The sequence below is a fragment of the Kitasatospora sp. NPDC101108 genome (assembly GCF_055584725.1).
Genome location: NZ_JBVJLM010000005.1, coordinates 395004 through 419660, shown reverse-complemented (window position 1 = coordinate 419660; position 24657 = coordinate 395004). Strand labels below are relative to the sequence as shown.

Below are 24657 nucleotides of genomic sequence, written 5' to 3'. Positions count from 1 at the left end.
AGTACGCCCGGCCCGCTCCTGTCAGTCCGTATGGTTCCGGGTTCTGCGCCGACTGACGCGTGGCTACCGTCCCAACCGCTCGACACCGGGCGGTCCGGAGGGACCGCCGCCACGTTCCCAGGAGGCCAGGTTGACCGCGCACCACCCCACCCGCAGGGGCATCCTCGCGTCCGTCGGCGGGCTCGGCGCCGCGCCGGCGCCCGGCGGCCACGCCATCCGGCCCGACCTGACGCGCCGCCACATCGACGGCATCATCGACCGCCTGTGCAAGGCGTGAGAGTGGGCGCCCCGGTGTTCCGCTCCCCGGTGTTCCGCTCCCCGGTGTTCCGCTCCCCGGTGTTCCGCTCCCTCTCCCGCCGCGCTCCGCGCCTGGCCCTGGCCGCCGCCGCCCTGCTGCTGCCGGTCACCGTACCGACCGCCGCCGCCGAAGCCGCACCCGCCGCAGTCGCCGGGTTCTCGGCCTCCTGCCCCGCCGCCGGGTACATCTCCCAGGGCTACACCCCGGAACACAACGGCATCGACATCGCCAACGACTACGGCAGCCCGATCTACGCGGTCGGCGACGGCCAGGTGGTGGCCTCCGGACCGGCCCAGGGCTACGGCCAGTGGATCCGTATCCTGCACCCCGACGGGACCATCACCGAGTACGGCCACATGCGCGAACGGGACGTGGCCGCCGGCGACCACGTGACGGCCGGTCAGCAGATCGCCCTGATGGGCAGCGAGGGCGAGTCCAGCGGCCCGCACCTGCACCTGCGGGTCTGGGCCGACGCCGACGCGACCGTGCGTACCGACCCGATCCCCTACCTCGCGGACCGCGGCATCACCATGCCCTGCACGCCCGGATCCGGCCCCCGCCCGGCGCCGTTGGTGTACCCGGCGAAGTCCGGCCGAGTGGTGTCCACGAGGTCTGCGGACGGCCGCCTGGAGGTGTTCGCCGCCGGAACCAACGGCGTCTCGCACGCCTGGCAGACGACCGTCAACGGCGCCTGGTCCGACTGGGAGTCCCTGGGCGGCCCCGGCGGCGCACAACTGGCCATCGGCCCCGACGCCGACGGCCGACTGGAGGTCTTCGCCCTCAACGGCAGCACCCTCCAGCACCGCTACCAACTCCAGCCCTCCGGCACCTGGTCCACCTGGGAGACCTTCGGCGGCGGCGGACACGACCTCGCCGTCGGCTCCAACCAGGACGGCCGCCTCGAACTCTTCGCCTCCGGCCCCGCCGGAATCTTCCACACGTACCAGACCGCCCCCAACAGCGGCTGGTCCGACTGGCAGGCGGCCGGCGGCGGCCCGGCCGACAGCGAAGTCCGGCTCGGCAAAGCCCCCGACGGCCGCCTCGAAGTCTTCGCCCTCAACAGCACCACCTTCCAGCACCAGTGGCAGACCGCCGTCAACGGCGGCTGGTCCACCTGGGAAACCTTCGGCGGCGGCGGACACGCCCTCACCGTCGACCACAACCAGGACGGCCGCCTCGAAGTCCTCGCCTCCGGCCCCGCCGGAATCTTCCACAAGTACCAGACCAACCCCACCACTTGGTCCGACTGGGAAGCCGCCGGCGGACCGGCCGACGCCAGGATCACCAGCCAGCCGACCGCGGACGGCCGCGTCGAGGTCTTCGCCATCAACGGCAGCACCGCCCAGCACACCTGGCAGACCAACCTGAACGCCCCGTACAGCCAGTGGGACACCTTCGGCGGCGGAGGCACCGAGATCTTCGCCACCGCCAACGCCGACGGACGGATCGAGGTCTTCGGCGCCAGCAGCGCCGGCATCCACCACAAGTGGCAGACCGGCTTCTCCACCTGGTCCGACTGGACCTGGCTCAACACCACCGCCGGACCCGCCGTCAACTGATCAGCACGCAAGTCACCCGCGGGCGGAAGCACGAGTGCTTCCGCCCGCGGGCCGTGCCGTTCCCAGGGCTGACCGCCCCGCGCGCCCGTTCACATCCTCCCCGCGAGCTCGCCGCCAAGTGGTCTACAACACCATACGGTTTATTGTCATGCTCAAAGAGGTAGCGTTCGTCCGTCCGGCGAGGGCCGGCGGGCGAAACGGGGGAGCGGTGCGCGGGACGGAGGAACGGTGAGCGGGATTCTCGTCCACCTGCCGGAGGGGAACGGCGACGCGGCGGTCACCCTGCGGCTCGGCCCGGGAGAGCGGGCGCGCTTCGGCCGCGGCTCCGCCACCACGCCGGTGGAACTCCGGCTCGGCGACGAGACGGTCTCCCGGCTCGCCGGGGAGATCCACGCGACCGACGACCACTGGCAGTTGAGCAACCTCAGCAACACCCACGCCTACCTGGTGGAGAACCCGGAGGGCGCCGGCGAGTACCTGCGGGTGCCGCCCCGGCGGATCGGTGCACCGATCCCGTTCGAGTTCTCCCGGGTCGTGCTGCCCTCCCGGCGCGAGACGCCGCTGTCCTTCCAGGTGTTCGCGCCCGACCACGTCTACCTGGACCCGCACGCCCGCGTCGGCTCCTGGGAGAGCCGCACCATGACGGCGTACTCGCTGGACGAGACCGCCACCTACTTCCTGGTCCTGGTCGCACTCTGCGAACCGTGGCTGCGCGACCGCTCCCCCGCCGCCGTGCCCACCACCCCGCAGGTGGTCGCGCGGCTGCGCAGCCATCCGGCCTGCGGCCGGCTCACCGCCCGCGCGGTCAGCTCGCACATCGACTACCTCGCCGACGAGAAGCTCCGCATCGACCTGCCCGACGGCAACGACCGCGCGGAGCGCCGCAACGGCAAGCGCGAGGCGGTGGTCGGGCTCGCCCTGAAGTTCGGCATCGTCCGCGAGGAGCATCTCGCGCTGCTGCCGCGCCCCGAAGCCGCCGAGCCCGGACGGTAGGGAGGGACCGCGATGCCGCACGACCCGGACTTCCACGGGGACGGCGAGGACCTGCTGCCGCCCGGCCACCGGGTCGGCGAGTGGACCGTCGTCGAACCCATCGGCGAAGGCGGCTGGGCGACGGTCTACGCCGCCCGCCGGGCCAACCGCTCCGCACCGGAGGGCGCGCCGGAGGGAGACGGCACGGTCGCGCTCAAGGTGCTGCCGACCGCCGGGCTGGCCCCCCGTCAGGCCCGCAGCGTCGCCGAAACCGCCCGACGCGAGATCGAGCTGGCCCGCACCGCCCCGCACCCCCGGCTGGTGCCGCTGCTCGACACCCTCACCCTGACCGCCCCCGACCACCCCGCGCTCGACGGCGCGATCGTCCTGGTCATGGAACGCGCCCGGTGCACCCTGCGCGACCTGCTCGCCACCGGCGTCGACGAGGCCCTGGGCGGCCGGATCATCGCCGGCATCTGCGAGGGCCTGGCCCATCTCCACCGCTCCGGCTGGGTCCACACCGATCTCAAGCCGGAGAACGTCCTCATCGGCCCCGACGGCGAGGTGCGCCTGTCCGACTTCGGCCTCGCCATCGAACTCACCGGCACCCACGGTCACTCCGCCCCCATGGGCACCCCCGACTACCTCCCGCCGGAACGCTGGAAGGAGCCGCTCGGCGAGCAGGGGGTCAAGATCCGCGCCACCGCCGACATCTGGGCGCTCGGCATCATGATCCACGAGGTGTTCGCCGGCGGCGTGCCGCCCTTCCCCGGCGCCACCCCCACCGCGCGCAGCGCCGCCGCCCAGCAGTACGCCGAGGGCCGTGCCGCCCTGCGACTGGCCCCCGACGTCCCCCCGTTCTGGCGCGCCCTGGCCGCCGACTGCCTCGCCCCCACCCACGCCGCCCGAGCCCCGCACACCGCCGAGAGCCTGCTCGCCCGCATCCGCGCCCACCGGTCCGGCCGCCGCCCGCGCCGCCGGATCCGCCCGAGCGTGCGCGCCGGCCTGCTCGCCGTCGCGGCCTGCGCCGCGGCCACCGCCGCCGTCTCCGCCCTCTGGCCGCACTCGGACCGGACCGGACACCCCGGCCGGATTCGGGTCTTCAACGCCGAACGCAGCTGCCAGGACCGCTCCGACCGCGACCCGGGGTGCAGCCTGGGCCTCGCCGTCGACCCGCGGCGCCCGTACACCGCCGAGAACGTCGTCGCCACCCGCGTCTGGCACAACGACACCCTCGATGCCGACTGCCAGCTCGCCACCGGGCTGCCCATCATCGACGAGGAGGACCGCACCTCCACCCTCTGGTACCGCGTCCACCTCCCCGATCCCGCCAGTCCCGCCACCACCGCCTGGCTCCCCGCCGTCCGGACCAAGGACCGCCCCGCCCTCGCCGACTGCCCCTGACCCGCACGGCGGACACCCCTGCCGGCGACCGGCGCGGACCGCCGGGGCCCGGCGCGGACCGCTCGGCGCGCTCCTCCGGATCGTTCCGGATTCCGGGCCCGCCACGCCCATGGCTAGCTTGGCGACGCGTCCGCCGGACCGGCGGGCCCGGAGTGCAGGGAGCAGCGATGCCGTCGACCGCCACCACCGGCCGTCCGAGCGCCACCACGATCCGGTCGGGTGCCACCGCCCTCGGGCAGCAGGAGCGCGAGGTGCTCCAGGCGGTCGGCTGCGGCCTGCGGGACGACGAGATCGCCGCCGCCCTCGGCGTCTCCCAGGAGGTCGTGGCCGGGCACCTGGCGCGGGTCCTCGGGAAGCTCGGGTTGCGCGACCGGGCCGCCGCCATCGTCCACGCCTTCGACTGCGGACTCGTCGCCCCCGGCCGGGGCCCGCGCACCGGGGGCGCGGCCCCGGTGCCGCGCGGCGGCGACGGCCGGACGGCGGGTCCGAAGCTGCGGGTCTCCGTCCTCGGACCGCTGCGGGCCTGGCACGACGGACGGCCCCTGGATCTCGGGCACCTGCGCCAGCAGGCCGTACTGGCGGCGCTGGCGCTGCACCGGGGACGGACCGTCAGCCGGCAGGAGTTGCTCGACGGCGTGTGGGGCTCGGAGCCGCCGGTCACCAACGTGGTGCCGGTCCACGTCTACCGGCTGCGGAAGAGCCTGCGGACCGGGGACTGCCCGGACTCGGTGATCGAGCACGACCGGTACGGCTACCGCCTGGCCGCCGGTGCCACCGAGGTCGACCTGGCCGACCTGGAGGCCCTGGTGGCAGCCGCCGGTACGGCTCACCGGGCGGGTGACCTGCCCGAGGCGGTCCGTCTCTGTTCCCGGGCGCTGGACCTGTTCCACGGGGAGCCGCTGGCCGGACTGCCCGGCCCGCTCGCCGAGTTGGAGCGGGTGCGGCTGACCGAGCGCCGGATCACCGTCGCCCAGCGGCGGTCGCGGTGGCGGCTGGCGCTGGGCCAGTTCGCCGGGGCGATCGCCGAGTTGGTCGCGCTGTCCGCCGAGCACCCGCTGAACGAGCCGGTGGCGGCGATGCTGATGGAGGCGCTGCATCGCGGCGGCCGGCAGGCCGACGCACTGGCCGTGTTCGACCGCACGCGCCGCCGGCTCGCCGAGGACCTGGGGGTGCCGCCGAGTCCGGTGCTGCGGCGCACGCACCAGCTGATCCTGCGCGGCGCCCAGGCGGCCCCGGTCCGCACCGGAGCCGCGCGCTGACCGGTGGGACGTCGACGGGCTCCACCGGGAGGGTCGCCCGGTGGAGCCCTACGGTGCCTCGGCGCCGTGGCGCGGTCAGGACGTGAAGGCCCGCTCCAGCCGCGGGATCAGGTCCCGGAGGTCCTGTTCCCAGCAGCCGCCGTTGTGGCCGCCGTTGCACTGGCTGCCCCAGGCGGAGCCGTCGCCGTAGTCGACGTAGTGGTAGGGCATGCCCAGGGCGTCCATGTGGTCCTTGACGTGCTTGGACGCGCCTTCGAGCCAGAACTCCAGGTCGGTGGGCGAGCCGTGGCCGTTGCCCACGTAGATGGAGACCCCGACGCCGGCGAGCTTGTCCATGTGCTGGGACGGGTCGGCCGCGTTCCACCGCCAGTCCGCGTTGAACACCGGGTAGGGCGAGCCGAACAGGGCGTCACTGTCCACGCCCGGCTTGTACGGGTCGTTGTTGGGGTCGCAGTACCCGGAGGACGAGCCGCAGATCGCGCCCTGCCCGTCGATGAGGGAGGCGACGACGGCCAGCCGCAGGTCCATGGAGTCGGCCGACAGGTCGATGTCCCCCGACAGGGACGCGGTCTGGTTGAACAGCTCGGGGTGGTCCTGGGCGTAGTGGAGGGCGCCGAACCCGCCCATCGAGACGCCGGCGACGGCCCTGCCCTTCTTGGTGGGGACGGTCCGCAGGTTCGCGTCGATGAACGGGATCACCTGGTTGAGGTGGAAGTTCTCCCAGTTCTGGGCCCCGAGCTGGGTGTTCTGGTTCAGCCAGTTGGCGTACCAGCCGCGGGCGCCGCCGTCCGGGATGACGGTGATCATCGCGTTGGAGGTGGTCAGCGCCGGGTAGTTCTGCTGGACCGGGTCGTCGGGCGATCCGTGCAGGAAGTACAGCACGGGGTAGCGCCGGGCCGGGTCGTCGTAGTAGCCGCTCGGCAGGATGATCTTGATGTGGTGCCTGCCGGTGACCTCGGGCGTGGTCACGGTGAGGTAGAAGTCGGTGGAACCGCCCACGGCCGGGTCGACCTGGGTCAGGCCGAACCCGTCCGCCATCCTCGGCGGCGCGCCCGTACCGGCGGCCCGGGCCGGGGCGGCCTGAGTCGCCGGGGCTGCCGGAGCGGTCGTGGCGGCCGTCCCGACGAAGCCGACGACGGCGGCCAGCAGGGCCACCACCGTTCGCCGGCGGTGGAGTGTCCTCGTCACGGTGTTCCCCCTCGTGGTCGTTGTGGTGCGCGGAGCGGCCTCAGCCGAGGACCTTGACCTCCAGCGCCGGTGAGGCCGCGATCTGGTCCTCGGTGTACCGCTCGGTCACCCACTGGCCGGCCGAGAACAGCTTGGTCTGGTCGGCGTAGTGGGGCGAGTTCGGGTTGGCCGACTGGGAGTAGGCCAGCACGGACGCGGATTCGGGCGGGCCGTCGGCGGTGAACCTGGTCTCCTGGATGAAGCTGGAGCCGAAGGTGATGTCGAGCTTGCCGTCGACCGTGCCGGGCGTGACCACGTTCAGCACGCCCAGCTCGTGGATCGAGCCGTGGATCGGGATCTGCTCCCCGTTGCGGGTGATTTTCTGGACGTCCGAGAGCGGCGCGTTCAACGGGATGCCCGCGTTGCGCAGCGCGAGGACGGCCCGGGCGAGCGAGTTGCGGACGGCGTCGTTCCCGGCGTCGAGCGAATTGGGCGTGTGCACCGGGTCCTTGGGGTCGAAGGGGACCCGCCACGGCAGCTTCTCGATCGCCTGCCCGCCGGTCAGGAGGAACCAGACGTTCTCGAACAGCCAGGAACCCCGGCTGTCCGCCGTGTACTTGTGGTTCCAGGCGGCCAGGATCGGGCACGCCTCACTGATGTTGACCAGGTTGCCGTCCACCAGGACGAGCCCGAACGGCGCGCCCTGGCAGGCGCTCACCGTGGCGTTGAGGGCCAGGTCGGCCGCCCTGCTGTTGTCGGCGAACAGCAGCTGCCGCATGTTCTCCGGTGTGAAGCCCCGGCCCGGCAGGCCGTCGTTGCCGTTGATCCTGTTCTGCGCGGTCACGATCAGCTCCTGGGTGCGCAGCGAGCGCGGCTGCGCGGTGTCGCCCATCACCCGGGGGAAGGACAGCGGCTGCTCGGGATTGGCCAGCCAGGCACTGTCGTTGGCGTTGCCCACGAAGTCGGAGCGGATCAGGCGCGGTTGCACGTGCGGGTCCAGCAGTCCGGGCGCGACGGCGTTCGGGTCGTTCGGCCAGTCGCACTCGCTGCGCTTGCCGTCGAAGATGGAGACCGGCGGCACGTTGGGCAGCCGCAGCTGCTGGTTGAACAGCATCTGACCGGTCAGGGTGAGGCAGGACTGCGCGTGGGCGTCGGTGATGTTCGGGGCGGCCTGGATGTCCGCGTAGAGCGCGTTGCCCTTGCGGTCCGAGGCGACGGTGTTGAAGAACGGGACGCCCTCGGTGGTCTCCAGGGAGCTGACCACGTCGTTGACGTCCTTGGCCTGGTCGAGGTGGAACCAGGTGTTCAACGCCCGCAGGTTGTCCATGTTCGCGTCGCGCACCGCGTGCGCGCTGACCACCCAGGGCAGCGGGGTGCCGAGGATCGAGGTGGTGATCGGGCCGTACCGGGTGGACCAGAGGGTCCTGGTGACCCTGCCGACGGAGCCGTCCGGGTTCAGCACGTCGACGCCGACCTGCTGCGAGGTCATCGGCTGCCAGGTGCCGTCCACCAGGTAGTTGGTCGGGTGCAGCGGGTCCACCTGGACGTCGAACAGCCCGAACGGGGCCACCGTGGCGACGGTGTGGGTCCAGGCGACGTCGTCGTTGTGGCCGATGTTGACGGCGGGCAGGCCGAGCAGGCTGGCCCCGGAGACGTTGAACCGCCCCGGGATGGTCAGCTGCGCCTGCCACATCCGGTTCTTGCCCTGCCAGGGGAAGTGCGGGTTGGCCAGCAGCATGCTGGTGCCACCGGAGATCCCCTGGGAGCCCACGGCGAGGGCGTTGCTGCCCATGGCGCCCTGTTGGCGGGCGGCGGCCATCGCCTCGCGGATCCGGTTGCCGGTCTCCTCCGGGGAGGGCGCGGGCGGGGCGGCGGCCGGCTGGGCCCCACCCGACCGGGCCCCAGCCGACTGGGCCCCACCCGACTGGGCCGCGGCCGACGCCCCTGGGGGTGCGGCGGTCACCTCGCCGTCCAGCAGCGGATCGGCGCTGCCCATGATGATCTCGGCGTGCGCGTGCCGGTAGACGTCCAGCTCGGTGATCGGCCGCACCCAGGCCGCGCCGCGGCAGGCCGGGTCGGAGATGTTGTTCACCCCGGTCTCGGCCAGGTAGCGGTTGTACCCCTGGACGTAGCCGTGGATGGCCTGCTTGACCTCCGGTTCGGGGCCCTTGGGCGCGGGCTGGTCGATCAGCCCCTCCACCACGCGGTTGTCGTTGATCCGCTGGAAGTACAGGTCGCTGTTGAGGTTGGTGGTGCTGTTCTGGTTCTGGCCGGGGCTCGCCTTGCCGTCCGGGCCCAGGTAGCGGGACCGCTGGGCGTTGACCATCAGGTAGGTGTCGGCCAGCGTGCAGACGTTGTCCTTGGCAGCCGCGTACCCGTACCCCTCCCCCAGCCCCTCCAGGTCGGCGGCGACGATGTGCGGGATGCCGTACTCGGTGTAGCGGATCGTCGGCTTGTCCGGCGCGGCGCCGGCCGGGGATCCCGCGACCGGGGATCCGGCGGCGGCCGTGGTGCCCAGCAGTGACGCCACGGCGACGGCCGCCACTGCCAGCCTCGCCCCGAGTCCCCTCCGCCCGGGGCCCCTCCGCCCGGCCACCCTCCCCCTGGGTGCCCTCCGCCCGGGCCCCTCCCGTTCGAGCGCGCTCAGTGCCATCGGTCCGTCCTCTCCCTGCCGGTCCGGTTTTGTCTGTACGCGGCCACGCTAGGGAGGGGCGATGACATCCCGATGACGCGCTCCCGCGTCACCCGGCGGGTGGCGCGGGAGCGCGGCTCAGGACCGGGCCGGAGGGCGCCCGACGACTACCAACTCGCCGGGTACCAGGCGCCGTTGTACCACTGCTCGTTGGCGCCGTCGTTGTGGTGGTCCATGTTGAAGTCTTCGGGGTAGTTGTTGACGTGGTTGGCCGGGTAGGTCCAGATGCCGGCGGACTCGTCGCAGACGTAGTCCCAGTGGCAGATGGTCTTGACCGGCACGTTGCCGAAGAACCGGTCGGCGCCGGCCAGCGGTGCGCCGATGATGCCGCCGAAGGGCACCGCGCCGCCGTTGGCGCCGGGAGGGCCCTGGCGCTTGGGGTCGGCGACGAGGATGGCGTTGACGTTGCCGAAGGTCTGCCAGTTCTCGGTGGCCCAGACGTGCACCACCCCGGCGCCCAGGGAGTACCCCGCCATCTTGACGTGCTGGCCCGGGCACGCGGCACGCTGGTCGCGGACCAGCCGGTTCAGCTCGTTGACACCCGCCCGCGTGCTGGCGCCGTTGGGGATCTGGGTGGGGTACCCGACGTGCTGCTGGATGTTGCCGTAGAAGCCGTCGTTGTTCCACGAGCTGCCGGTGCCCCCGACGACGATCGTGTAGGTGCCCTCGCACGGGGCGGTCACACGCGTGGTGGCCGCCTGTGCGGTGGCCCCTTGAACGGCCGACAGCCCGACCGTCAGCAGCAGTCCGGCCGCGGCGGCGGCGATCCTTCGAGCTTGCATTCCATCCTCCCCACGAGGTCGGCCGATCCGTCCGCGCCGTCGCGGCCCGTGGTCGGCCCAGGTCACCGGACGACCATGGCAGCGGCCGATGACACACCGATGAAGCGCCGCGACCGCCCGGCCGGTCAGCCCTCCTCGATGCGTTCCACGATCAGCTCGCACAGCTCGTGGGTGCGCAGCGCGTCGTGGGCGTCCAGGGTCTTCCCGGCCCGCACGGCGTCCAGGAAGGCCAGCACGCACTGCTCGATCCCGCGCTGGCGGGCCACCGACACCCAGTCGCCGCGCCGGCGCACGGTGGGCTGGCCGCGGTGGTCGATCACCTCGGCCAGGTTGCGCACCTCGCGCTTGGAGTCGCCGCCGGAGAGCTCCAGCACCTCCTCCGTCGAGCCGGAGACCCGGTTCATGATCCCCAGCGCGGTGAACCCCTCCCCGCCGAGCGTGAGCACCACGTGCTCCACCAGCCCGTCCCGGTCCTTCCGGGCCCGGACGTCCACCTGCTCGACCTCACCGGGCACCAGGAACCGCAGGGTGTCCACCACGTGGATGAAGTCGTCGAACACCAGCGTCCGGGCTGCCTCGGCCAGCCCGACCCGGTTCTTCTGCAGCACGATCAGGTCGCGCGGGCGCTCGACCGCCTGCGCGTAGCCGGGCGCGTGGCGCCGGTTGAAGCCCACCATCAGCGAGCGGCCGGTGCGGTCGGCCAGGTCGACCAGCCTGCGCGAGCCGTCCAGGGTCTGGTCCAGCGGCTTGTCCACGTACACGTCCACGCCCGCCGTCAGCAACTGCTCCACGATCGGCACGTGCTGACCGGTCGCGGCATGGACGAACGCCGCCCGGATGCCACTCCCGATCAGCTCGCCCAGGTCGGTGAACCGCTTCCCGGCGTCGATCCGGTACGTCTCCCCCAACCGGTCCAGCTTGCCCCGGTCCCGGGTCATCAGCCGCAGGTCCAGCCCGGGCACGGTGGTGAGCACCGGCAGGTACGCCTTCTGCGCGATGTCACCGAGCCCGACGACCCCGACCGGAAGAAGACCCTCGCCAGAGACAGGGATCGAGTCCATCAGCTTTCTCCAAACGTACGCGCCGAAACCGTCACCCCCAGCCTATTCACCAGCGCCCGTACGCCACTCACCCCGTCACCGGCGGCCGCCGGAATGCCCGCCCGGGGTGCGGGCGCTCGGCGGCGGGGCGACCAGGCCGCGGGCCTGGAGGACGGGGCGGACGCCCTCACCGAACCAGTAGGCCTCCTCCAGGTGCGGGTACCCGGAGAGGACGAAGTGGTCGATGCCGACGGCGTGGTACTCCTCGATCCGGTCCGCGACCTCCTCGTGGCTGCCGACCAGGGCGGTGCCCGCGCCGCCGCGGACGAGGCCGACGCCGGCCCACAGGTTGGGGTGGATCTCCAGCGCGTCCCGTGATCCCCGGTGGAGTTCCAGCATCCGTCGCTGGCCCACCGACTCGCTGCGGCCGAGCAGACGCTGGGCGAACGCCACCTCGTCGTCGCCGATGCCGTCCAGGAGCCGTTCGGCCTCCTGCCAGGCGTGGCGGGAGGAGTCGCGGGAGATGGTGTGCAGCCGGACACCGAAGCGGACCTCCCGTCCCTCGGCGTGGGCGAGCTCCCGGATCCAGTCGATCTTCTCCTTCACCTGGGCCGGCGGTTCGCCCCAGGTGAGGTAGACGTCGGCGTGCCGGGCGGCGACCGGTCCGGCGGCCGCGGAGGAGCCTCCGAAGAAGATCGGGACCGTGGGTGCCGGCGGCACCGGCACGTGCGCGCCGGTCACCCGGTAGTGGGCCCCGTCGAAGTCGTACGGGGTTCCGGACCAGGCGCCGCGCACCACGGTGAGGAACTCGTCGGTCCGGGCGTAACGGCTGTCGTGGTCCAGGTGGTCGCCGAAGCGGGCCTGTTCCTCGGCGTCCCCGCCGGTCACCACGTTCAGCAGGAGCCGGCCACCGGTGGCCCGCTGGTAGGTGGCGGCCATCTGGGCGGCCAGGGTGGGTGAGATCAGACCGGGCCGGAAGGCGACCAGGAACTTGAGGTGCTCGGTCTCGTGGGCCAGGAAGGCGGTGGTGAGCCAGGCGTCCTCGCACCAGGTGCCGGTGGGGGTGAGGACCGCCTCGAAGCCGAGCCGGTCGGCGGCCTTGGCGATCTGCGCGAGGTACTCGATGTCGGGCCGGCGGACGGCCGCCGCGGCACGGCCCGGGGCCGCGCTCGCGCTCCCGTCACCGAAGTTGCCGGCGTAGGCGTGGCGGTCGACCAGGCCTCGGCCGTCCCCGCCGGTGGGCAGGAACCAGTGGAGATGGATGTTCATCGCTGGACGCTCCGGGGTCTCAGTTGGCGGGGGCGGTCTTGGTGGCGGGGGCGGTCTTGGTGGCGGACGGGGGCAGGCCGGCGTTGAACCGGCGGTCGGTGAAGTCGGCGAAGGAGAAGGAGGCGGGGATCAGCTTCTGCCCGGCGAAGGTCTCGACGATCCGCTGTTCGGACCGGACGGCGTCGTCGTCGAGGGCCACTTCGAACGTGGTCGCCTGGGTGCGGCGTACCGAGGCGAGGGCGACGTCGTACGGGATGCCCGCTTCCTCGGACCACGCCCGGGCCCACTGCTCCTGGTGCGAGGCCGCCCAGCGCCAGGCGGCGCCGACCCGCTGGAGGTAGTCGCCGACCAGCTCGATCCGGGCCGGGTCGGCCAGCGCGCGGTCCGAGGCCACCTGGAAGGCGAGCCCGGCGGAGACCTGTTCACCGGTGGCCAGGACGTGCCCGCCGGCCTTCTCGGCGATCGCGGTGTACGGGTCCCAGACCGCCCACGCGTCCACCTTGCCGGAGTTGAAAGCGGCCAGTGCATCGGCCGGCTGGAGGTAGCTCAGGTGCACGTCGGCGGGGCTGAGCCCGGCTTCGAGCAGCAGCGCGACCAGGGTGTTGTGCGCGGAACTGCCCTGCGCGACCGCGACGGTCCTCCCCTTGAGCGAGGCCACGTCGGACAGCGCGGACCCCTTGGGCACCAGGACCGCGTCCCCGGCCTCCGAGGAGCGCAGCGCGCCGACGACCTTGATCGGCCGGTGCGCCGATCCGGCGAACACCGGAGGCGTGTTGCCCACCGCGCCGACGTCCACCGAGCCGGCGCCGATCGCCTCCAGCATCGGTGGTCCGGATGTGAACGACGCCCAACTGATGCTGTAGGGCAGTTTTTTGGCCTGCCCCGAGGCGTCCAGCAGGGCCTGGGCGGCGCCGCCCTTCTGGTCGCCCACCCTGAGCGTCCTGGCGGGTCCGCTCCCCGCGGAGTCCGACGGGGAGGAGCCGCAGGACGCCAGGGTGGCGAAGAGGACGGGGGCGAGAGCGGCGGCGACGGCACCGCGACGGAAGAGGCCGGTCATCGATGGTTCCTTCGGTAGGCGGATCAGGAGGAGCTGACGCCGAGTTCACGGAGCAGTGAGCTGCGCAGCGCGACGACGGCGGGATCGTTGGCCGCACGCGGCCTCGGCAGGTCCACCGCCTCGTCGTGGACGATCGTCCCGGCACGCATCACCAGCACCCGGTCGGCGAGGAGCGCGGCTTCCTCGACGTCATGGGTGACCAGCAGGACCGCGCACCGGCGCCGCTCCCACACCGCCCCGACCAGCCGTTGCGCGGTCAGCCGGGTGAGCGCGTCCAGCGCACCGAACGGCTCGTCCAGCAGCAGGAGTTCGGGGTCACGTACCAGTGCGCGAGCCAGCGCCGACCGCTGCGCCTCGCCGCCGGAGAGGGTCCTGGGCCAGGCGTCGGCCCGGTGCCGGAGGCCGACCTCGTCGAGCGCGTGCTCGGCGAGCGCCCGGTCGGGACGGCCGGGCAGGCCCAGGACGACGTTGCGCCAGACCTTCTTCCACGGCATCAGCCGCGGCGACTGGAAGGCCACCGCCCGGCGCCGGGGAACCAGCACCTCGCCGGTGATCTCCCGGTCCAGGCCGGCGAGGACCTTCAGCAGGGTGCTCTTGCCGCATCCGCTCGCCCCGAGCAGAACGGTGAACTGGCCCGGTTCGATGCGCAGATCGAGTCCGTCGAGGACCGCGTCGGCACCGAAGGAGCGCCGCAGCGCGCGGACGAGGACGGCGGGCCCAGGTGGGGCCACGGGCCCGATCGTGGTGGTCACGTGCCGCTGAAGGTCGGTCGCCACGACAGCAAAATCCTTTCCAAGGTACGGACGATGAGGTCGGCAGCCAGGCCGAGCAGGGCGTAGACGAGGAGGCAGACGACGATGACGTCCGTCTGGAAGAACTCCCGGGCCTGGTTCATCAGGAAGCCGATGCCGTTGTCGGCGTTGATCGTCTCGCCGAAGACCAGCGCCAGCCAGGAGACCGTCAGCGCGTAGCGCAGACCGGTCATCAGGCCGGGCAGCGCACCGGGCAGGATGATGTGCCGGATCTGCTGACGGCGGTTCAGCCCCAGGGTTCCGCCGGTCTCGACCAGGGCGTTGTCCACACTGCGGATCCCCGCGTGGAGGTTGAGGTAGAGGTTGAAACCGACCCCCAGCGCGATCAGCACCACCTTGGGCGCCTCGCCGATGCCGGCCCAGATGATGAGCAGCGGGATCAGCCCGATGAACGGGACGGTGCGCAGCATCTGCACGATCGGGTCGACCAGGTCCTCACCGAGCCGGGACAGGCCCGAGGCCAGCGCCAGTCCGGTCCCGATCAGGCCGCCGAGCACCAGGCCGTACAGCACCCGCTGCAACGAGACCGCCATGGCGGAGGGCAGGGTGCCGTCGGCGGTCATCTCGACCGCCTTGCGCAGGACGGTGACCGGCGGCGGCAGGGCCTGCGCCGGGAGCACTCCGGTCGTGCCCAGCGCTTGCCACAGGGCCAGCAGCAGGATCGGCGCGACGGAACGCCGCAGCCAGCGGGGTGGACGGCGGCGACCGCCCCGAGGGGTGACGGCGACGAGTTCGGGTGGCGGGGCGGCGGCGGTGACGGGCGGGGGCAGGGCGTCGGTTCCAACGGGCATGGCGACTCCTCAGGCAGGTACGTCCGGGTGGCAGGAGGATGCGGCCGGGCAGGCGTCAGCTGCGGACGCGCGAGCGGCCGTGACCGTGCATCACGGATGCCGGGATCGGACTGGGGTGTCGAGAGCTGGGCCGCCGCCTCACGGGGTGAGGCGGTCGGACGGATTCCGCGCGGAGCGACGGCGGACCGTACGGACCCGTCGGTTCAACGGGCCGGTCGGGGGCGGGAGGCTCTCAGCAGGCGCGACAGGCAGCGGTACAGACTCGCAGGAGGTCGATGTGACCGCGAGTCGTCAGGGCGAGGGAACGCTGCTGCATGCCGGGAAGCTAGCCCGACGGCGCGGCCGGCGTCAACGCCGGTCCGGATCGCGGGCCTCACGGCCACTCAGGGATGGGCACCCGACGAGACGACGAGCAGGGTCCGCCCCTCGCTGTCCCCGGCCGGCCGGCAGCGGTGCGGGATGTCTCCCCGGTGGTGCGCGCTCTCGCCCTGGCGCAGCAGCACCGGCTGCTCGCCGCGCAGTTCCAGGATCACCTCGCCCTGGAGGACGTAGACGAAGTCCTCGCCCGGGTGCTCGAACCACCCGCGTTCCGGCTCCCCGGGGACGAAGTGGTGCCGGTACGCCTCCATGGTGTCGCTCTGCCCACCGGGGATCAGCACCTCCGCCTCCTGGCCGCCGCCCTCGGTGACCCGGATGGTCTGCGGATCGGTCTGGTGCGCCACCGGGCCGTCGCCGGACCGGGCGCGCAGGAAGGCGCCGGGCGGACAATCCAGGGACTCGGCGATCCGGTAGATCGAGCTCAGGCTCGGTGTGGCGAGGCCTCGTTCCAACTGGCTGAGGAACGGCTGGGAGAGCCCGGCGGCCGCGGCCAGATCCACCATCCGGATGCCGAGGGCCTTGCGCCGACGGCGGATCGCGGCGCCGACGGCCGCCGTCTCGGGTGACGGGCCTGTCCCGTGCGGGTCCGGAGCTGCCATGTCCCCCAGTATCGCAGCCGGGTGCGGCCCTCCCCGGAGGCTTCATGCCGCCGCAACGCCACGGCAACAAGGGCGGGCGCATATTGATGTGGTCAATATTCCGCGCATCGAACCGGAGAGACCCGTGATCGACCAGAACACCCTGCGCCGGCGGGGCACCGGCCTGCGCGCCCTCGACCGCGAGCGCGCCTTCGACGGCCTCACACTGATCACCCCGATCGCCGGCCCCGGCGAGGCCTACCTGGTCGACCTCGACGGAACCGAGCGGCACCGGTGGACCCTGCCGTACCCGCCCGGACGCCACGCCCGGCTGCTGCCCGACGGCACGCTCTTCTACCAGGGCAAGGCGCCGCAGCCCGAGCCGCTCTTCCCGATCTGGGAGGTCTACCACGGCGGCGTGTTCCTCCAGGTGGCACCCGACGGCACGGTGCTCCGCGAGACCGGCCACCCCTTCCACCACCACGACGCCGAGCTGCTGTCCAACGGCAACCTGCTGCTGCTCGCCGTCGAGCCCCTCCCGGCCGGGACCGCCGCACGGATCAGGGGCGGCATCCCCGGATCGGAGGCTCCGGGCGGGGTGATCTGGGGCGACGTGGTGTACGAGATGACCTGGGAGGGCGAGGTCGTCTGGCGCTGGGCCGCCGCCGAGCACCTCGACCCGGACCGGACCGTCCTCGACCCCCACTACGCGCGCGAGCACTGGCCGATGGCCAACACGGTCAACGAACTCGCCGACGGCTCCGTCATGGTGGGCTTCCGCAGCGCCTCGACGGCAGTGGTCGTCGACCGGCGGACCGGTGACGTGACCTGGCGGCTCGGACCGGACGTCCTCGCCCAGCAGCACCACCCGCACGAACTCGACAACGGCAACATCCTCGTCTTCGACAACGGCTCCTACCGGCAGGGGACTTCGGTGCCGTACTCGCGGGTGGTGGAGGTCGACCGCGCCAGCCGGGCGATCGTCTGGGAGTACCGGGACGACCCGCCGCAGAACTTCTACAGCCCCTACATGTCCAGCGCCCAGCGGCTGCCCAACGGCAACACCCTGATCGCGGAGGGCTCGTTCGGCCGGATCTTCGAGGTCACCGTCGACCGCGAGGTGGTCTGGGAGTACGTCGTCCCCCACTTCGGCTCGTTCGGCGAGGGCGTCGGCCTCGAATCCTCCGGCGGGGCCCAGAACGCCGTCTTCCGGGCGTACCGGTACGCCCGGTCGGAGATCCCGTGGCTGCCGCCGGCAGCGGCGCCCCGGCCGGAACCGTCGGGCCCGGCGGCGTCGCCCGCCACGGCGCGGTGACCGGCATCGTCAGCATCACCGCCCGGTGGCCGCCGGGGCCTCCGGACGCCGTCGGCCGCGCTCCGGCGCGGCGAACGCAGGCAGGCCGACGGCCCTGCGCCCCGGTGCGGCGGCCCGGCCGCCGTTCAGCGGCTGCCGGGCTCGGGGGGCAGCGGCAGCGGCCGGGAGCAGGTCGAGCGGCGCACGTAGGCGAGGCCGTCGTACTCCTCGGCCAGCACCGTCGGCGCCAGCTCGAAGCGGTAGCTGAACCGGGGCACGCCCGCGCCGAAGCTGCGCAGGAAGTGCCGCTCGGCCAGCCAGCGTTCGACGGCGGGCTCGCCGCGGGCGGCGCGCAGGTCGAGGAGGTGGTCGCCCCGGTGGGCGGCGGCGAGCTGGCCCTCGACGGACTTCGGTCCACCGCCGCCGATGCCGTGGCGGCGCGGCGGGCGCGCGCGGGTGGAGCCGGTGCGGGCCCGGAACGCGCCCTTGCCGAGCAGCAGGCCGAGGGCGTAGTAGTCGTCGCCGTAGCGCTCCCGCAGGTGGCGGCCCATGGCGGGGACGCCGGCCGCGTACCGGCCGGTCATCACATGGCTGTTGTGGGCCCACACGGCCGTCCGCAGCCCGGTGGTCTCGTGGAGTTCGGCGACGGCCTCGGCCATGTAGCGGTCGCGGGCGGCCAGCGAGCCCTCCTCGACTGCGCCGTCCGTGCCCAGCGGCGACCGGCCGGCCAGGTCGGCGGCCCGGACCAGGTTGCGGGCGTGGGCGATCGCCCGGTCGGTGGCGGCGGCGCCGGCCGTGGCGGCGTGCGCCGCCCGCGCCTCCTCCAGCTCGACGAGCAACTGCCGCGCGCCGTCGAGCAGTTCACGGGCGCCCTCAGGGTGTCCGGCCGGGGTGCTGTCGCCGATCGCCTGCAGGGTGGCGTGGACGGCGGCCGCCCGCTCGGGCGCCACCTGCCGCAGGAAGGCGTGGAGTTCGCCGGCCGAGTCGGCGCTGCGCTGGGGGTCGATGCCGACGAAGCGGACCCGTCGGGCCTCCGGCAGCGCCCGGTTGTGCTCGCGCAGCCACTCGACGAGGGCGAGCACCTCGTAGGTCTTCCAGGTCCAGAAGCCCAGCCGGTCGAGGGCGGCCACCGGATCGCCGGCGCCGTACCGGACGTACGCGTCCACCGCCTCGGCGGAGGCCGCGCTGGCCTCCATCGCCAGCGCCCCGAAGCCGAGTTCGCGGACCAGGAACTCCAGCAGCCGGTGCTTCAGCCGGAAGAACTCGGCCGTACCGTGGGTGGATTCGCCGAGCCCGACGATCCGGACCCCGTCCAGCACCCGGTGCAGCGGCGCCAGGTCCGCCGCCGGGTGCCCGGCGTCCAGGCTGTCCAGCGGAACGGCGTTCGCGGCCAGCCACCGCGTCACGTCACTGCTCACACCCACGCCCACGTCCAACCCCTCGCCCCGGCCCGGGCATCCGATCCTACGCGAACCGACCGCCGCACCTGACGAACACTCAGCAGAGTGCCCGCCGGGCCGCGTCGAGGATCTCCGCGAGGTCCGCCAGCGCCGCTTCGGGGCCCTCCGCGACGGCCACGCCCGCGACGTTGACCACCACCTCGTCGACCCCGGCCCGGGCGTACTCCGCCAGCCCGGCGGCCACCGCCTCGGCGTCGCCGTGGACGAAGACCCCGGAGTCGACCAGGGCCCGGGCGCCCAGCGAGGGGCTGGACGGGTGCACCCGCAGCCCGGCCCGGCGCAGCATGTCCGTGTAGTGCGGCGAGGCGAGGTGGGCGTGGGCGGCGTCGTAGGCGAGCCGGTACGGGTTGCGCCCCGGGCGGTCCAGGGCCGCGTGGACGACGGTGACCAGCCTCGGCACCGGCCGGTCCGCCTCCGCCGCGCCCCGGGCCAGGGCCGGGCCGAGGATGTCGCGCAGGTACCCGGGCGGGGTCATCCAGGTGATGGCCGCGTCGGCCTCCCGCCCGGCCACCCGGGCGAGCGCCGGGCGGAGCACGCCGAGGCCCAACTCCACGCCGGGGTGGTCGAGTTCCTCCGGCAGGCCGCCGGCCCGGGCCCCGGTCAGCAGCGCGCGGACGGTGCGCAGGTACCCGGCGGCGGCCTCGGCCGGGCGTGGGTAGGGCGCGCCGCGGAGTTCGGTGACGAAGTCGGCGGCGCCCGGGCCGAGTCCGAGGACGGTCCGGTGGCCGGTGAGCCGGGCCAGCGAGCGGGCCTGGAGCGCTGCGTCCAGTTCGTGCCGCAGCGGCATCAGCGCGACCGAGGTGCCGACGGGTATCCGGTGGCCGAGGCCGGCCAGGTAGGCGAAGGCCTGGTGGGTCTCCAGGCGCAGCGACTGCCCCTGCCAAAGCCGGGCCGCCCGGCCGTCCCGGACGAGTTCGGCGTACGGGACGAGCTGGGCCGGGTCGGCGGGCATAACCGGGAGGACGACGGAGACGGGCATGGGCGAGCCTTCAGTGCGGAGTGGCGTCGGTGAGGTAGCCGGACGCCTGGAGTCGGAAGAGCCGGGCGTAGATGCCGTCGGCCCTGAGCAGTTCGTCATGGGTGCCCTCCTCGGCGAGCCGGCCGTCGGCGACGACGACGATCCGGTCGGCGATCCGGACGGTGGAGAAGCGGTGGGCGATGACCAGGGAGGTGGACTCGCCCGCGATGTCGCGCAGCCGGCCGAAGATCTCGGCCTCGGCCTCGGCGTCGATCGCGGCGGTCGGCTCGTCGAGGACGACGATCGGGGCGCGGCGCATGAACGCCCGGGACAGCGCGATCTTCTGCCACTGGCCGCCGGAGAGCTGGTGGCCCTCCTCGAAGTGCCGCCCGAGCATGGTGTCGTAGCCGCCGGGGAGGGCCTCGACGGCGGGGGCGGCGCCGGCCGACGCCGCCGCCTGGCGGACCCGGCCGTGGTCGTCCAGCGACTCCACCCGGCCGAAGCCGATGTTGTGGCGGACGGTCATCTCGTAGCGGATGAAGTCCTGGAAGATCACGCCCATGTTCCGCTGCAGGTCGTCGACGTCGTACTCCTCGATCGGGACGCCGTCGATCAGGATCTGGCCGCCGGTCGGCTCGTACATCCGGGTGAGCAGCTTGACGACGGTGGTCTTCCCCGCGCCGTTCTGGCCGACCAGGGCGACGCAGGCGCCGGCCGGGATGCGGAAGCTGAGCCGGTCCAGGACGGGCCGGTCGGTGCCGGGGTAGTGGAAGCTGACGTCGCGGAACTCGATGCCCTCGCGCAGGGTGGCCGGGAAGGGCCGGCTGCCGCCCGCGACGCGTCGCTCCGGGAGGTCGAGGAAGCCGAACAGGTTGCCGAGGAAGAGGGTGTCCTTGTACAGGGAGGCGGCGCCGAGCAGCAGCCCGTGCGCGGCGACCTGCACGGTGCCGATGGCCTGGAGGTAGCCGGCCAGTTCGCCGACCCGGCTGCCGTCCGCGGCGTCGCGGATCGCCCACAGCAGGGCGCCGGAGGAGGCGAGCACGCTCAGCAGGCCGAAGCCGCCGACCGTGACCGACTGGCTGCGGGCCACGCCGCGGTCGATCCGGAAGAAGCGGCGGACCAGCTCCCGGTAGCGGTCCAGCAGGTAGGGCCCGAGCTGGAAGAGCCGGACCTCCTTGAAGGAGTGGTCGGTGGTGGTCAGGTACTGGTAGTAGTACAGCCGCCGCCGGTCGGCCGTCCGGGCGTACTCGATCTCGAAGACCTTGTGGCTGAAGGCCATGTGGGCGACCACCGAGGGGATCGGGGACGCCAGGATGACCAGCGCCACCCAGGGGCTCCAGGCGAACAGCACGGCGCTCACGGACAGCAGGGTCACCAGTTCCCGGCCGGCCTCCAGCATCTCGGCGAACAGCTGGTAGACCCGGCCGCCGTTGCTCTCCTGGAAGGCCCGCTGGAGCTTGTCGTAGGCGTCGGCGTCCTCGTACTGCTGGAGGTCGAGGGTGATGCCCTTGCGCATCACCTGCTCGCCGATGCTGGTGGTGAGCTCCAGCCGCAGCAGCGAGTCCAGGTACTGGACGGCGACCCCGAGCAGGTGGCCGAACACGGCGAGGGCGAGCAGCTGGTATCCGGCGCTCAGGGCGTCGTCCCGGGCCCCGGCCAGGCCGCCGACGGCGTCCGCGACACTCTGCACGACCCGCGCGGTGAGCGCGATCTGCAGGCCGGGGACGGCGGCGTTCAGCACGGTGCACAGCGCGTAGCCGGTGACCTTGGCGCGGCTGAGCCGCCAGAACAGCGCGATGACGCGGAGCCAGGTCATCGTCCGCCCTCCTGCCTCGGTGACGGGCCGCCGGCCCCGGCGGCGAGCCGGCCGCGGACGGCGCGCAGGGCGTGCCGCCACAGGCCGTACGTGCGGTCCTCGCGGCCCAGGTCGATCGGCAGCAGCCGGTTGACCTGCATGTGGGCGAGGCTGGCCAGGATCTGCCGCTCGCTGCCGACCAGCCGGCCCGCCGCGGCGGCCTGCCGCACCGCCTCGGCGGCCGCCCGGGCGGCGGGCCGCTGGGCGGCGAAGGCCTCGGCGAGCAGCAGCCGGTGGCGGGCGCCCTCCTCGTGGGGGCGGCGCGGCCAGGGCAGCAACAGCTCGCAGAGGTAGTCCCGGTCGGCGCGGAAGGCCCGTCGGAGGGCGTCCTCGTCCTGCGCGCCGGCGGGGGCGAGGTCGGCCCGGGCGGCGAGCGGGACTCCCCACTGGCCGTACAGCAGGTCGACGGCGGCGACGCCGAGCGGTTCGGGCCGCAGGTCGGGGCGCCGGGCGAGCAGGCCGGCGGTGGCGTCGCTGTTGGCCTCGAAGAGCCGCTCGACGGCGTCGTAGGCGTCGGGGCCGCCGTAGCGGGCGACCTCGGGCGCGTAGGAGGCCACCGTGAGGTCCCGGGCGAGTCCCAGTTCGACCAGGTCGCGGCCCCAGGCCAGCAGCCGGTCGAGGGTCCGCGGCGCGGCGGCGCTGCGCACCCGCAGCCGCAGGTGCGGGTGGGGGTCGGCGTACCGGAGGTAGAACCAGCGGTCCAGCAGGCCTTCGGCACGCAGTCGGGCCACCAGGTCGACCAGTGGGCCGGCGATGATCTCGTCCTGGCGCTCGGGGCCGGCGTACAGCTGGAGGAACGACCAGTCGCCGCCGGGCAGGTGCCGGGGCACAGGGGCGGTGGTCCGGTCGGTGGGCGAACGGCGGGCGGCCGAGGCGGCGTCCCGGACGATCAGCGGGACGACGATCTCCTCGTGGTGGCGCCGCCCGTCCCGGTCGGTCAGCCAGAGCCGGTCGTGGGCGGGCAGCAGCTCCTGGAGGACCAGTGCCGTGCCCGGCTTGAGCGCCTCGCGCAGTTCGGGGAGGGTCTGCGGGTGGTCGAGGTCGATCAGCAGCCGGTTGTCCTCCTCGACCAGATGGACGTGCCGGGGGACGTTCCAGCGGGCGCGCCAGCCGGCCGGGTCGGCGAGGTCGCGCTCGGTGAGCCGCCACTGGGCGGGACGGAGCACGACGCGGCCGCGGACCACCCGGGGCAGGAACGGCGCCCGGGAGAGCCGCCCCCAGTCGAAGGCGACCGGCAGCACGTACCCGTCGTAGGAGACCTCCAGCAGGAACCGCGCCACGTCGGGGGCGACCAGCGGGCTGAGCATGTGGTGCTGGACGACGACCACCTCCCGGCCGAGCCGCCGGGACCACAGGTACAGCCGCCCGTCGGTGGCGCCGAGCAGCAGGTCGTCGAGCGGGACGACCCGGTCCGGCGGGACGGACGGGGTGCTGTTGACCGGGATCTCGTACGGCCGGATCCGCGGCCGTACGGCGACGTTGGCGGCCCGGCCCCAGGTCGGCTGGAAGGCGAGTTCGGCGTGGACGGCGTCGGGGAAGAGCGCTTCCTCGCGCCGGGCGTAGCCGCGCAGCCGCTCGACGGCCTCGGGCCCGAGCAGGTCGAAGAAGCGGCCGAAGGTGCGCCCGCCCTGGGCCATGCCGTCGGCGCGCAGCACGGCCCGCCACTCGCCGCGGTCGATCGCGGCCCGGTCGGCGGCCTCGACGCTCAGGTAGGCGTCGACCACCGGCAGGACGGGGCGGCTGTCGCCGGGCGGGGCCAGCCGGTCCAGCCACGCGTCGGTCAGCTCCACCTCGAACGACCGGTCCCACCAGGCCCGTTGGGCGAGTTCCAGGAGGGCGGCGTCGAACCGGCCGGTGTCCGGCGGGGTGGTGGTGGGCGGCAGGTCGAAGGAGCGGCCGGGCTGGGTGTAGAGCGGTGGCGCGTCCAGGCCGGTGTCGGCGCTGAGCACCTCCAGGACCGGTACCCGGGCGCCGGCGCCGTACCGCTCGACGAACTCCTCCCGGTAGCGGGCCAGGTGCTGGTGGTCGGTGCCGGAGGCGCCGGCGAGGCGCAGCAGCACCTCGACGGCGTCGGCGGCGGCCTCGCCGACCGCGCGGTTCAGCACGGGGGCCCGGAGGTCGAGGGTGGCGTCCAACTGGTAGGTCCGGCCGTCGTGTTCGGGCACCAGCGCGGCCTGGGCGGCGCCCAGCGCCCGCAGTCCCCCGACGTCCCGGGCGGTGCGGGCCAGCTCGACCACGGTCCGCAGGCCCTCGGCGACGTCCTCGGCGCCGGGCAGGCCGGTGACCTTCTTCAGCAGGTACTCCTCGGGATGGGCCTCGGTCTGCGGCGGGCGCAGATCGCTGCCGAGGAAGCCGAGTTCCCACAGCTGGCGGACCAGGCCGGTGACGGCGCCCTCCCCGGCCTCCGGGAAGGCGTCGGTCAGCTCCGCGACCAGCCGCCGGTACGGGACGGGCGCCCGCGCGGCCCGCAGCACCAGCCGGACCGGTTCGACGGCCCGGATCCGGACGGCCCGCTTGTCCTCCTTGCCGTGCACCTCGGTGAAGGGCAGGACCACCCGGTCCCCGGCGAGGTGCGCGGTGGAGTTCGCGACGACGTCGAGGTGGGGCAGCAGGGCCGGGTCGCCCTCCAGTCGGCGGATGAGCGCGAACAGCCACTCCATGTCGCCGCGGACCCGGGTGTCGCGGATCGCCGGGCCGCCGAGCCGGGCGGTGGTGCGGTCGCCGAACTCGCCCGTCGCCACGCCCGCGAACGCCCCGAAGGGGGTGGGGCGGGTGGACATCCGGGTGAGGTAGCGCAGCAGCCGGGAGTGCAGGCGCCGGGCGCGGCGCTCGTCCGTCCGGTCGAGCCGGTCCAGGGCGGCCACCAGGTCCTCGCTGGCCACCAGCAGCGCCCGGCGGACCTCCGGGTCCTGGGCGAGGGCCAGCAGTTCGGCGCGGGTGCGGGCCGGGTCGGCGGTGAGCCGGTGGTAGGTGTCGGCGGGCAGCGCGGGCGCGCGCAGCAGGAAGAAGCCGGCGGGGACGTAACGGGACAC

At 73.6% G+C, this 24657-nt stretch carries 19 protein-coding genes; 6 read left to right on the top strand and 13 right to left on the bottom strand.

All coding sequences use genetic code 11. The features are described 5' to 3' along the window. Nucleotides 1-130: 130 nt before the first annotated feature. The 5 genes from ACZ6Z8_RS14750 (at nt 131) to ACZ6Z8_RS14730 (ending at nt 5492) form a co-directional block, all read left to right on the top strand. On the top strand, nt 131-277 hold the full coding sequence (locus ACZ6Z8_RS14750; protein WP_465609654.1) for a hypothetical protein: 147 nt from the start codon (nt 131-133) through the stop codon (nt 275-277). A 59-nt stretch (nt 278-336) separates the two neighbouring features. Further along, nucleotides 337-1857 carry a DUF8189 domain-containing protein gene (locus tag ACZ6Z8_RS14745; protein ID WP_465609865.1) on the top strand — a complete coding sequence of 507 codons (1521 nt, stop codon included), beginning with the start codon at nt 337-339 and terminating at the stop codon, nt 1855-1857. 228 nt (nt 1858-2085) lie between these two features. Beyond that, nucleotides 2086-2850 (top strand): serine/threonine protein kinase, encoded by a 765-nt coding sequence (locus tag ACZ6Z8_RS14740; protein WP_465609653.1) that lies wholly within the window; start codon nt 2086-2088, stop codon nt 2848-2850. Between the two features lie 12 nt (nt 2851-2862). Beyond that, nucleotides 2863-4233, top strand: a complete 1371-nt coding sequence (locus tag ACZ6Z8_RS14735) for a serine/threonine-protein kinase (RefSeq protein WP_465609651.1) — start codon at nt 2863-2865, stop codon at nt 4231-4233. A gap of 167 nt (nt 4234-4400) precedes the next feature. After that, on the top strand, nt 4401-5492 hold the full coding sequence (locus ACZ6Z8_RS14730; RefSeq protein ID WP_465609649.1) for an AfsR/SARP family transcriptional regulator: 1092 nt from the start codon (nt 4401-4403) through the stop codon (nt 5490-5492). Nucleotides 5493-5567: 75 nt separating this feature from the next. Here the strand turns inward: ACZ6Z8_RS14730 and ACZ6Z8_RS14725 are convergent, their stop codons facing one another. From ACZ6Z8_RS14725 to ACZ6Z8_RS14685, 9 genes are all read right to left on the bottom strand, one after another. Then, nucleotides 5568-6641: an alpha/beta hydrolase gene (locus ACZ6Z8_RS14725; protein ID WP_465609864.1), complete on the bottom strand. Its 1074-nt coding sequence runs from the start codon at nt 6639-6641 to the stop codon at nt 5568-5570. A 79-nt stretch (nt 6642-6720) separates the two neighbouring features. Next, nucleotides 6721-9204, bottom strand: coding sequence for a penicillin acylase family protein (locus ACZ6Z8_RS14720; protein WP_465609647.1), 2484 nt, complete (start codon nt 9202-9204; stop codon nt 6721-6723). A 254-nt stretch (nt 9205-9458) separates the two neighbouring features. Further along, a complete protein-coding gene (locus ACZ6Z8_RS14715) occupies nt 9459-10133 on the bottom strand; it encodes a cutinase family protein (RefSeq protein ID WP_465609645.1) in 675 nt (224 codons plus the stop codon). A gap of 125 nt (nt 10134-10258) precedes the next feature. Next, a complete protein-coding gene (locus ACZ6Z8_RS14710) occupies nt 10259-11194 on the bottom strand; it encodes a Gfo/Idh/MocA family protein (protein ID WP_465609643.1) in 936 nt (311 codons plus the stop codon). Between the two features lie 75 nt (nt 11195-11269). Next, a complete protein-coding gene (locus tag ACZ6Z8_RS14705) occupies nt 11270-12442 on the bottom strand; it encodes an LLM class flavin-dependent oxidoreductase (protein ID WP_465609641.1) in 1173 nt (390 codons plus the stop codon). Between the two features lie 19 nt (nt 12443-12461). After that, nucleotides 12462-13499 carry an ABC transporter substrate-binding protein gene (locus ACZ6Z8_RS14700; RefSeq protein WP_465609640.1) on the bottom strand — a complete coding sequence of 346 codons (1038 nt, stop codon included), beginning with the start codon at nt 13497-13499 and terminating at the stop codon, nt 12462-12464. A gap of 23 nt (nt 13500-13522) precedes the next feature. Next, nucleotides 13523-14275, bottom strand: coding sequence for an ABC transporter ATP-binding protein (locus ACZ6Z8_RS14695; protein WP_465609638.1), 753 nt, complete (start codon nt 14273-14275; stop codon nt 13523-13525). Then, nucleotides 14248-15102, bottom strand: a complete 855-nt coding sequence (locus ACZ6Z8_RS14690; protein WP_465609637.1) for an ABC transporter permease — start codon at nt 15100-15102, stop codon at nt 14248-14250. Before ACZ6Z8_RS14690 ends, ACZ6Z8_RS14695 begins: the two co-directional genes overlap by 28 nt. 383 nt (nt 15103-15485) lie before the next feature. Further along, nucleotides 15486-16079 (bottom strand): helix-turn-helix domain-containing protein, encoded by a 594-nt coding sequence (locus ACZ6Z8_RS14685; protein ID WP_465609635.1) that lies wholly within the window; start codon nt 16077-16079, stop codon nt 15486-15488. A gap of 127 nt (nt 16080-16206) precedes the next feature. Between ACZ6Z8_RS14685 and ACZ6Z8_RS14680 the strand changes: the two genes are divergently transcribed. Further along, nucleotides 16207-17373 (top strand): aryl-sulfate sulfotransferase, encoded by a 1167-nt coding sequence (locus ACZ6Z8_RS14680; RefSeq protein WP_465609863.1) that lies wholly within the window; start codon nt 16207-16209, stop codon nt 17371-17373. Nucleotides 17374-17498: 125 nt separating this feature from the next. Here ACZ6Z8_RS14680 and ACZ6Z8_RS14675 read toward each other — a convergent pair whose 3' ends face one another. The 4 genes from ACZ6Z8_RS14675 to ACZ6Z8_RS14660 all read right to left on the bottom strand — a co-directional run bounded on the left by ACZ6Z8_RS14675 (nt 17499) and on the right by ACZ6Z8_RS14660 (nt 24657). Beyond that, on the bottom strand, nt 17499-18776 hold the full coding sequence (locus ACZ6Z8_RS14675) for an erythromycin esterase family protein (RefSeq protein WP_465609633.1): 1278 nt from the start codon (nt 18774-18776) through the stop codon (nt 17499-17501). A gap of 73 nt (nt 18777-18849) precedes the next feature. Continuing rightward, nucleotides 18850-19791, bottom strand: coding sequence for an LLM class flavin-dependent oxidoreductase (locus ACZ6Z8_RS14670; protein ID WP_465609631.1), 942 nt, complete (start codon nt 19789-19791; stop codon nt 18850-18852). 10 nt (nt 19792-19801) lie between these two features. Next, nucleotides 19802-21586 carry an ABC transporter ATP-binding protein gene (locus tag ACZ6Z8_RS14665; RefSeq protein ID WP_465609630.1) on the bottom strand — a complete coding sequence of 595 codons (1785 nt, stop codon included), beginning with the start codon at nt 21584-21586 and terminating at the stop codon, nt 19802-19804. Further along, nucleotides 21583-24657: a lantibiotic dehydratase gene (locus ACZ6Z8_RS14660; protein WP_465609628.1), complete on the bottom strand. Its 3075-nt coding sequence runs from the start codon at nt 24655-24657 to the stop codon at nt 21583-21585. Before ACZ6Z8_RS14660 ends, ACZ6Z8_RS14665 begins: the two co-directional genes overlap by 4 nt.

What these genes read in the sequence shown, in the direction of transcription:
- ACZ6Z8_RS14735 (WP_465609651.1), top strand. Translation starts at nt 2,863, where the DNA reads ATGCCGCACGACCCGGACTTCCACGGGGACGGCGAGGACCTGCTGCCG.
- ACZ6Z8_RS14730 (WP_465609649.1), top strand. Translation starts at nt 4,401, where the DNA reads ATGCCGTCGACCGCCACCACCGGCCGTCCGAGCGCCACCACGATCCGG.
- ACZ6Z8_RS14715 (WP_465609645.1), bottom strand. Translation starts at nt 10,133, where the DNA reads ATGCAAGCTCGAAGGATCGCCGCCGCCGCGGCCGGACTGCTGCTGACG.
- ACZ6Z8_RS14710 (WP_465609643.1), bottom strand. Translation starts at nt 11,194, where the DNA reads ATGGACTCGATCCCTGTCTCTGGCGAGGGTCTTCTTCCGGTCGGGGTC.
- ACZ6Z8_RS14705 (WP_465609641.1), bottom strand. Translation starts at nt 12,442, where the DNA reads ATGAACATCCATCTCCACTGGTTCCTGCCCACCGGCGGGGACGGCCGA.
- ACZ6Z8_RS14700 (WP_465609640.1), bottom strand. Translation starts at nt 13,499, where the DNA reads ATGACCGGCCTCTTCCGTCGCGGTGCCGTCGCCGCCGCTCTCGCCCCC.
- ACZ6Z8_RS14690 (WP_465609637.1), bottom strand. Translation starts at nt 15,102, where the DNA reads ATGCCCGTTGGAACCGACGCCCTGCCCCCGCCCGTCACCGCCGCCGCC.
- ACZ6Z8_RS14685 (WP_465609635.1), bottom strand. Translation starts at nt 16,079, where the DNA reads ATGGCAGCTCCGGACCCGCACGGGACAGGCCCGTCACCCGAGACGGCG.
- ACZ6Z8_RS14670 (WP_465609631.1), bottom strand. Translation starts at nt 19,791, where the DNA reads ATGCCCGTCTCCGTCGTCCTCCCGGTTATGCCCGCCGACCCGGCCCAG.
- ACZ6Z8_RS14665 (WP_465609630.1), bottom strand. Translation starts at nt 21,586, where the DNA reads ATGACCTGGCTCCGCGTCATCGCGCTGTTCTGGCGGCTCAGCCGCGCC.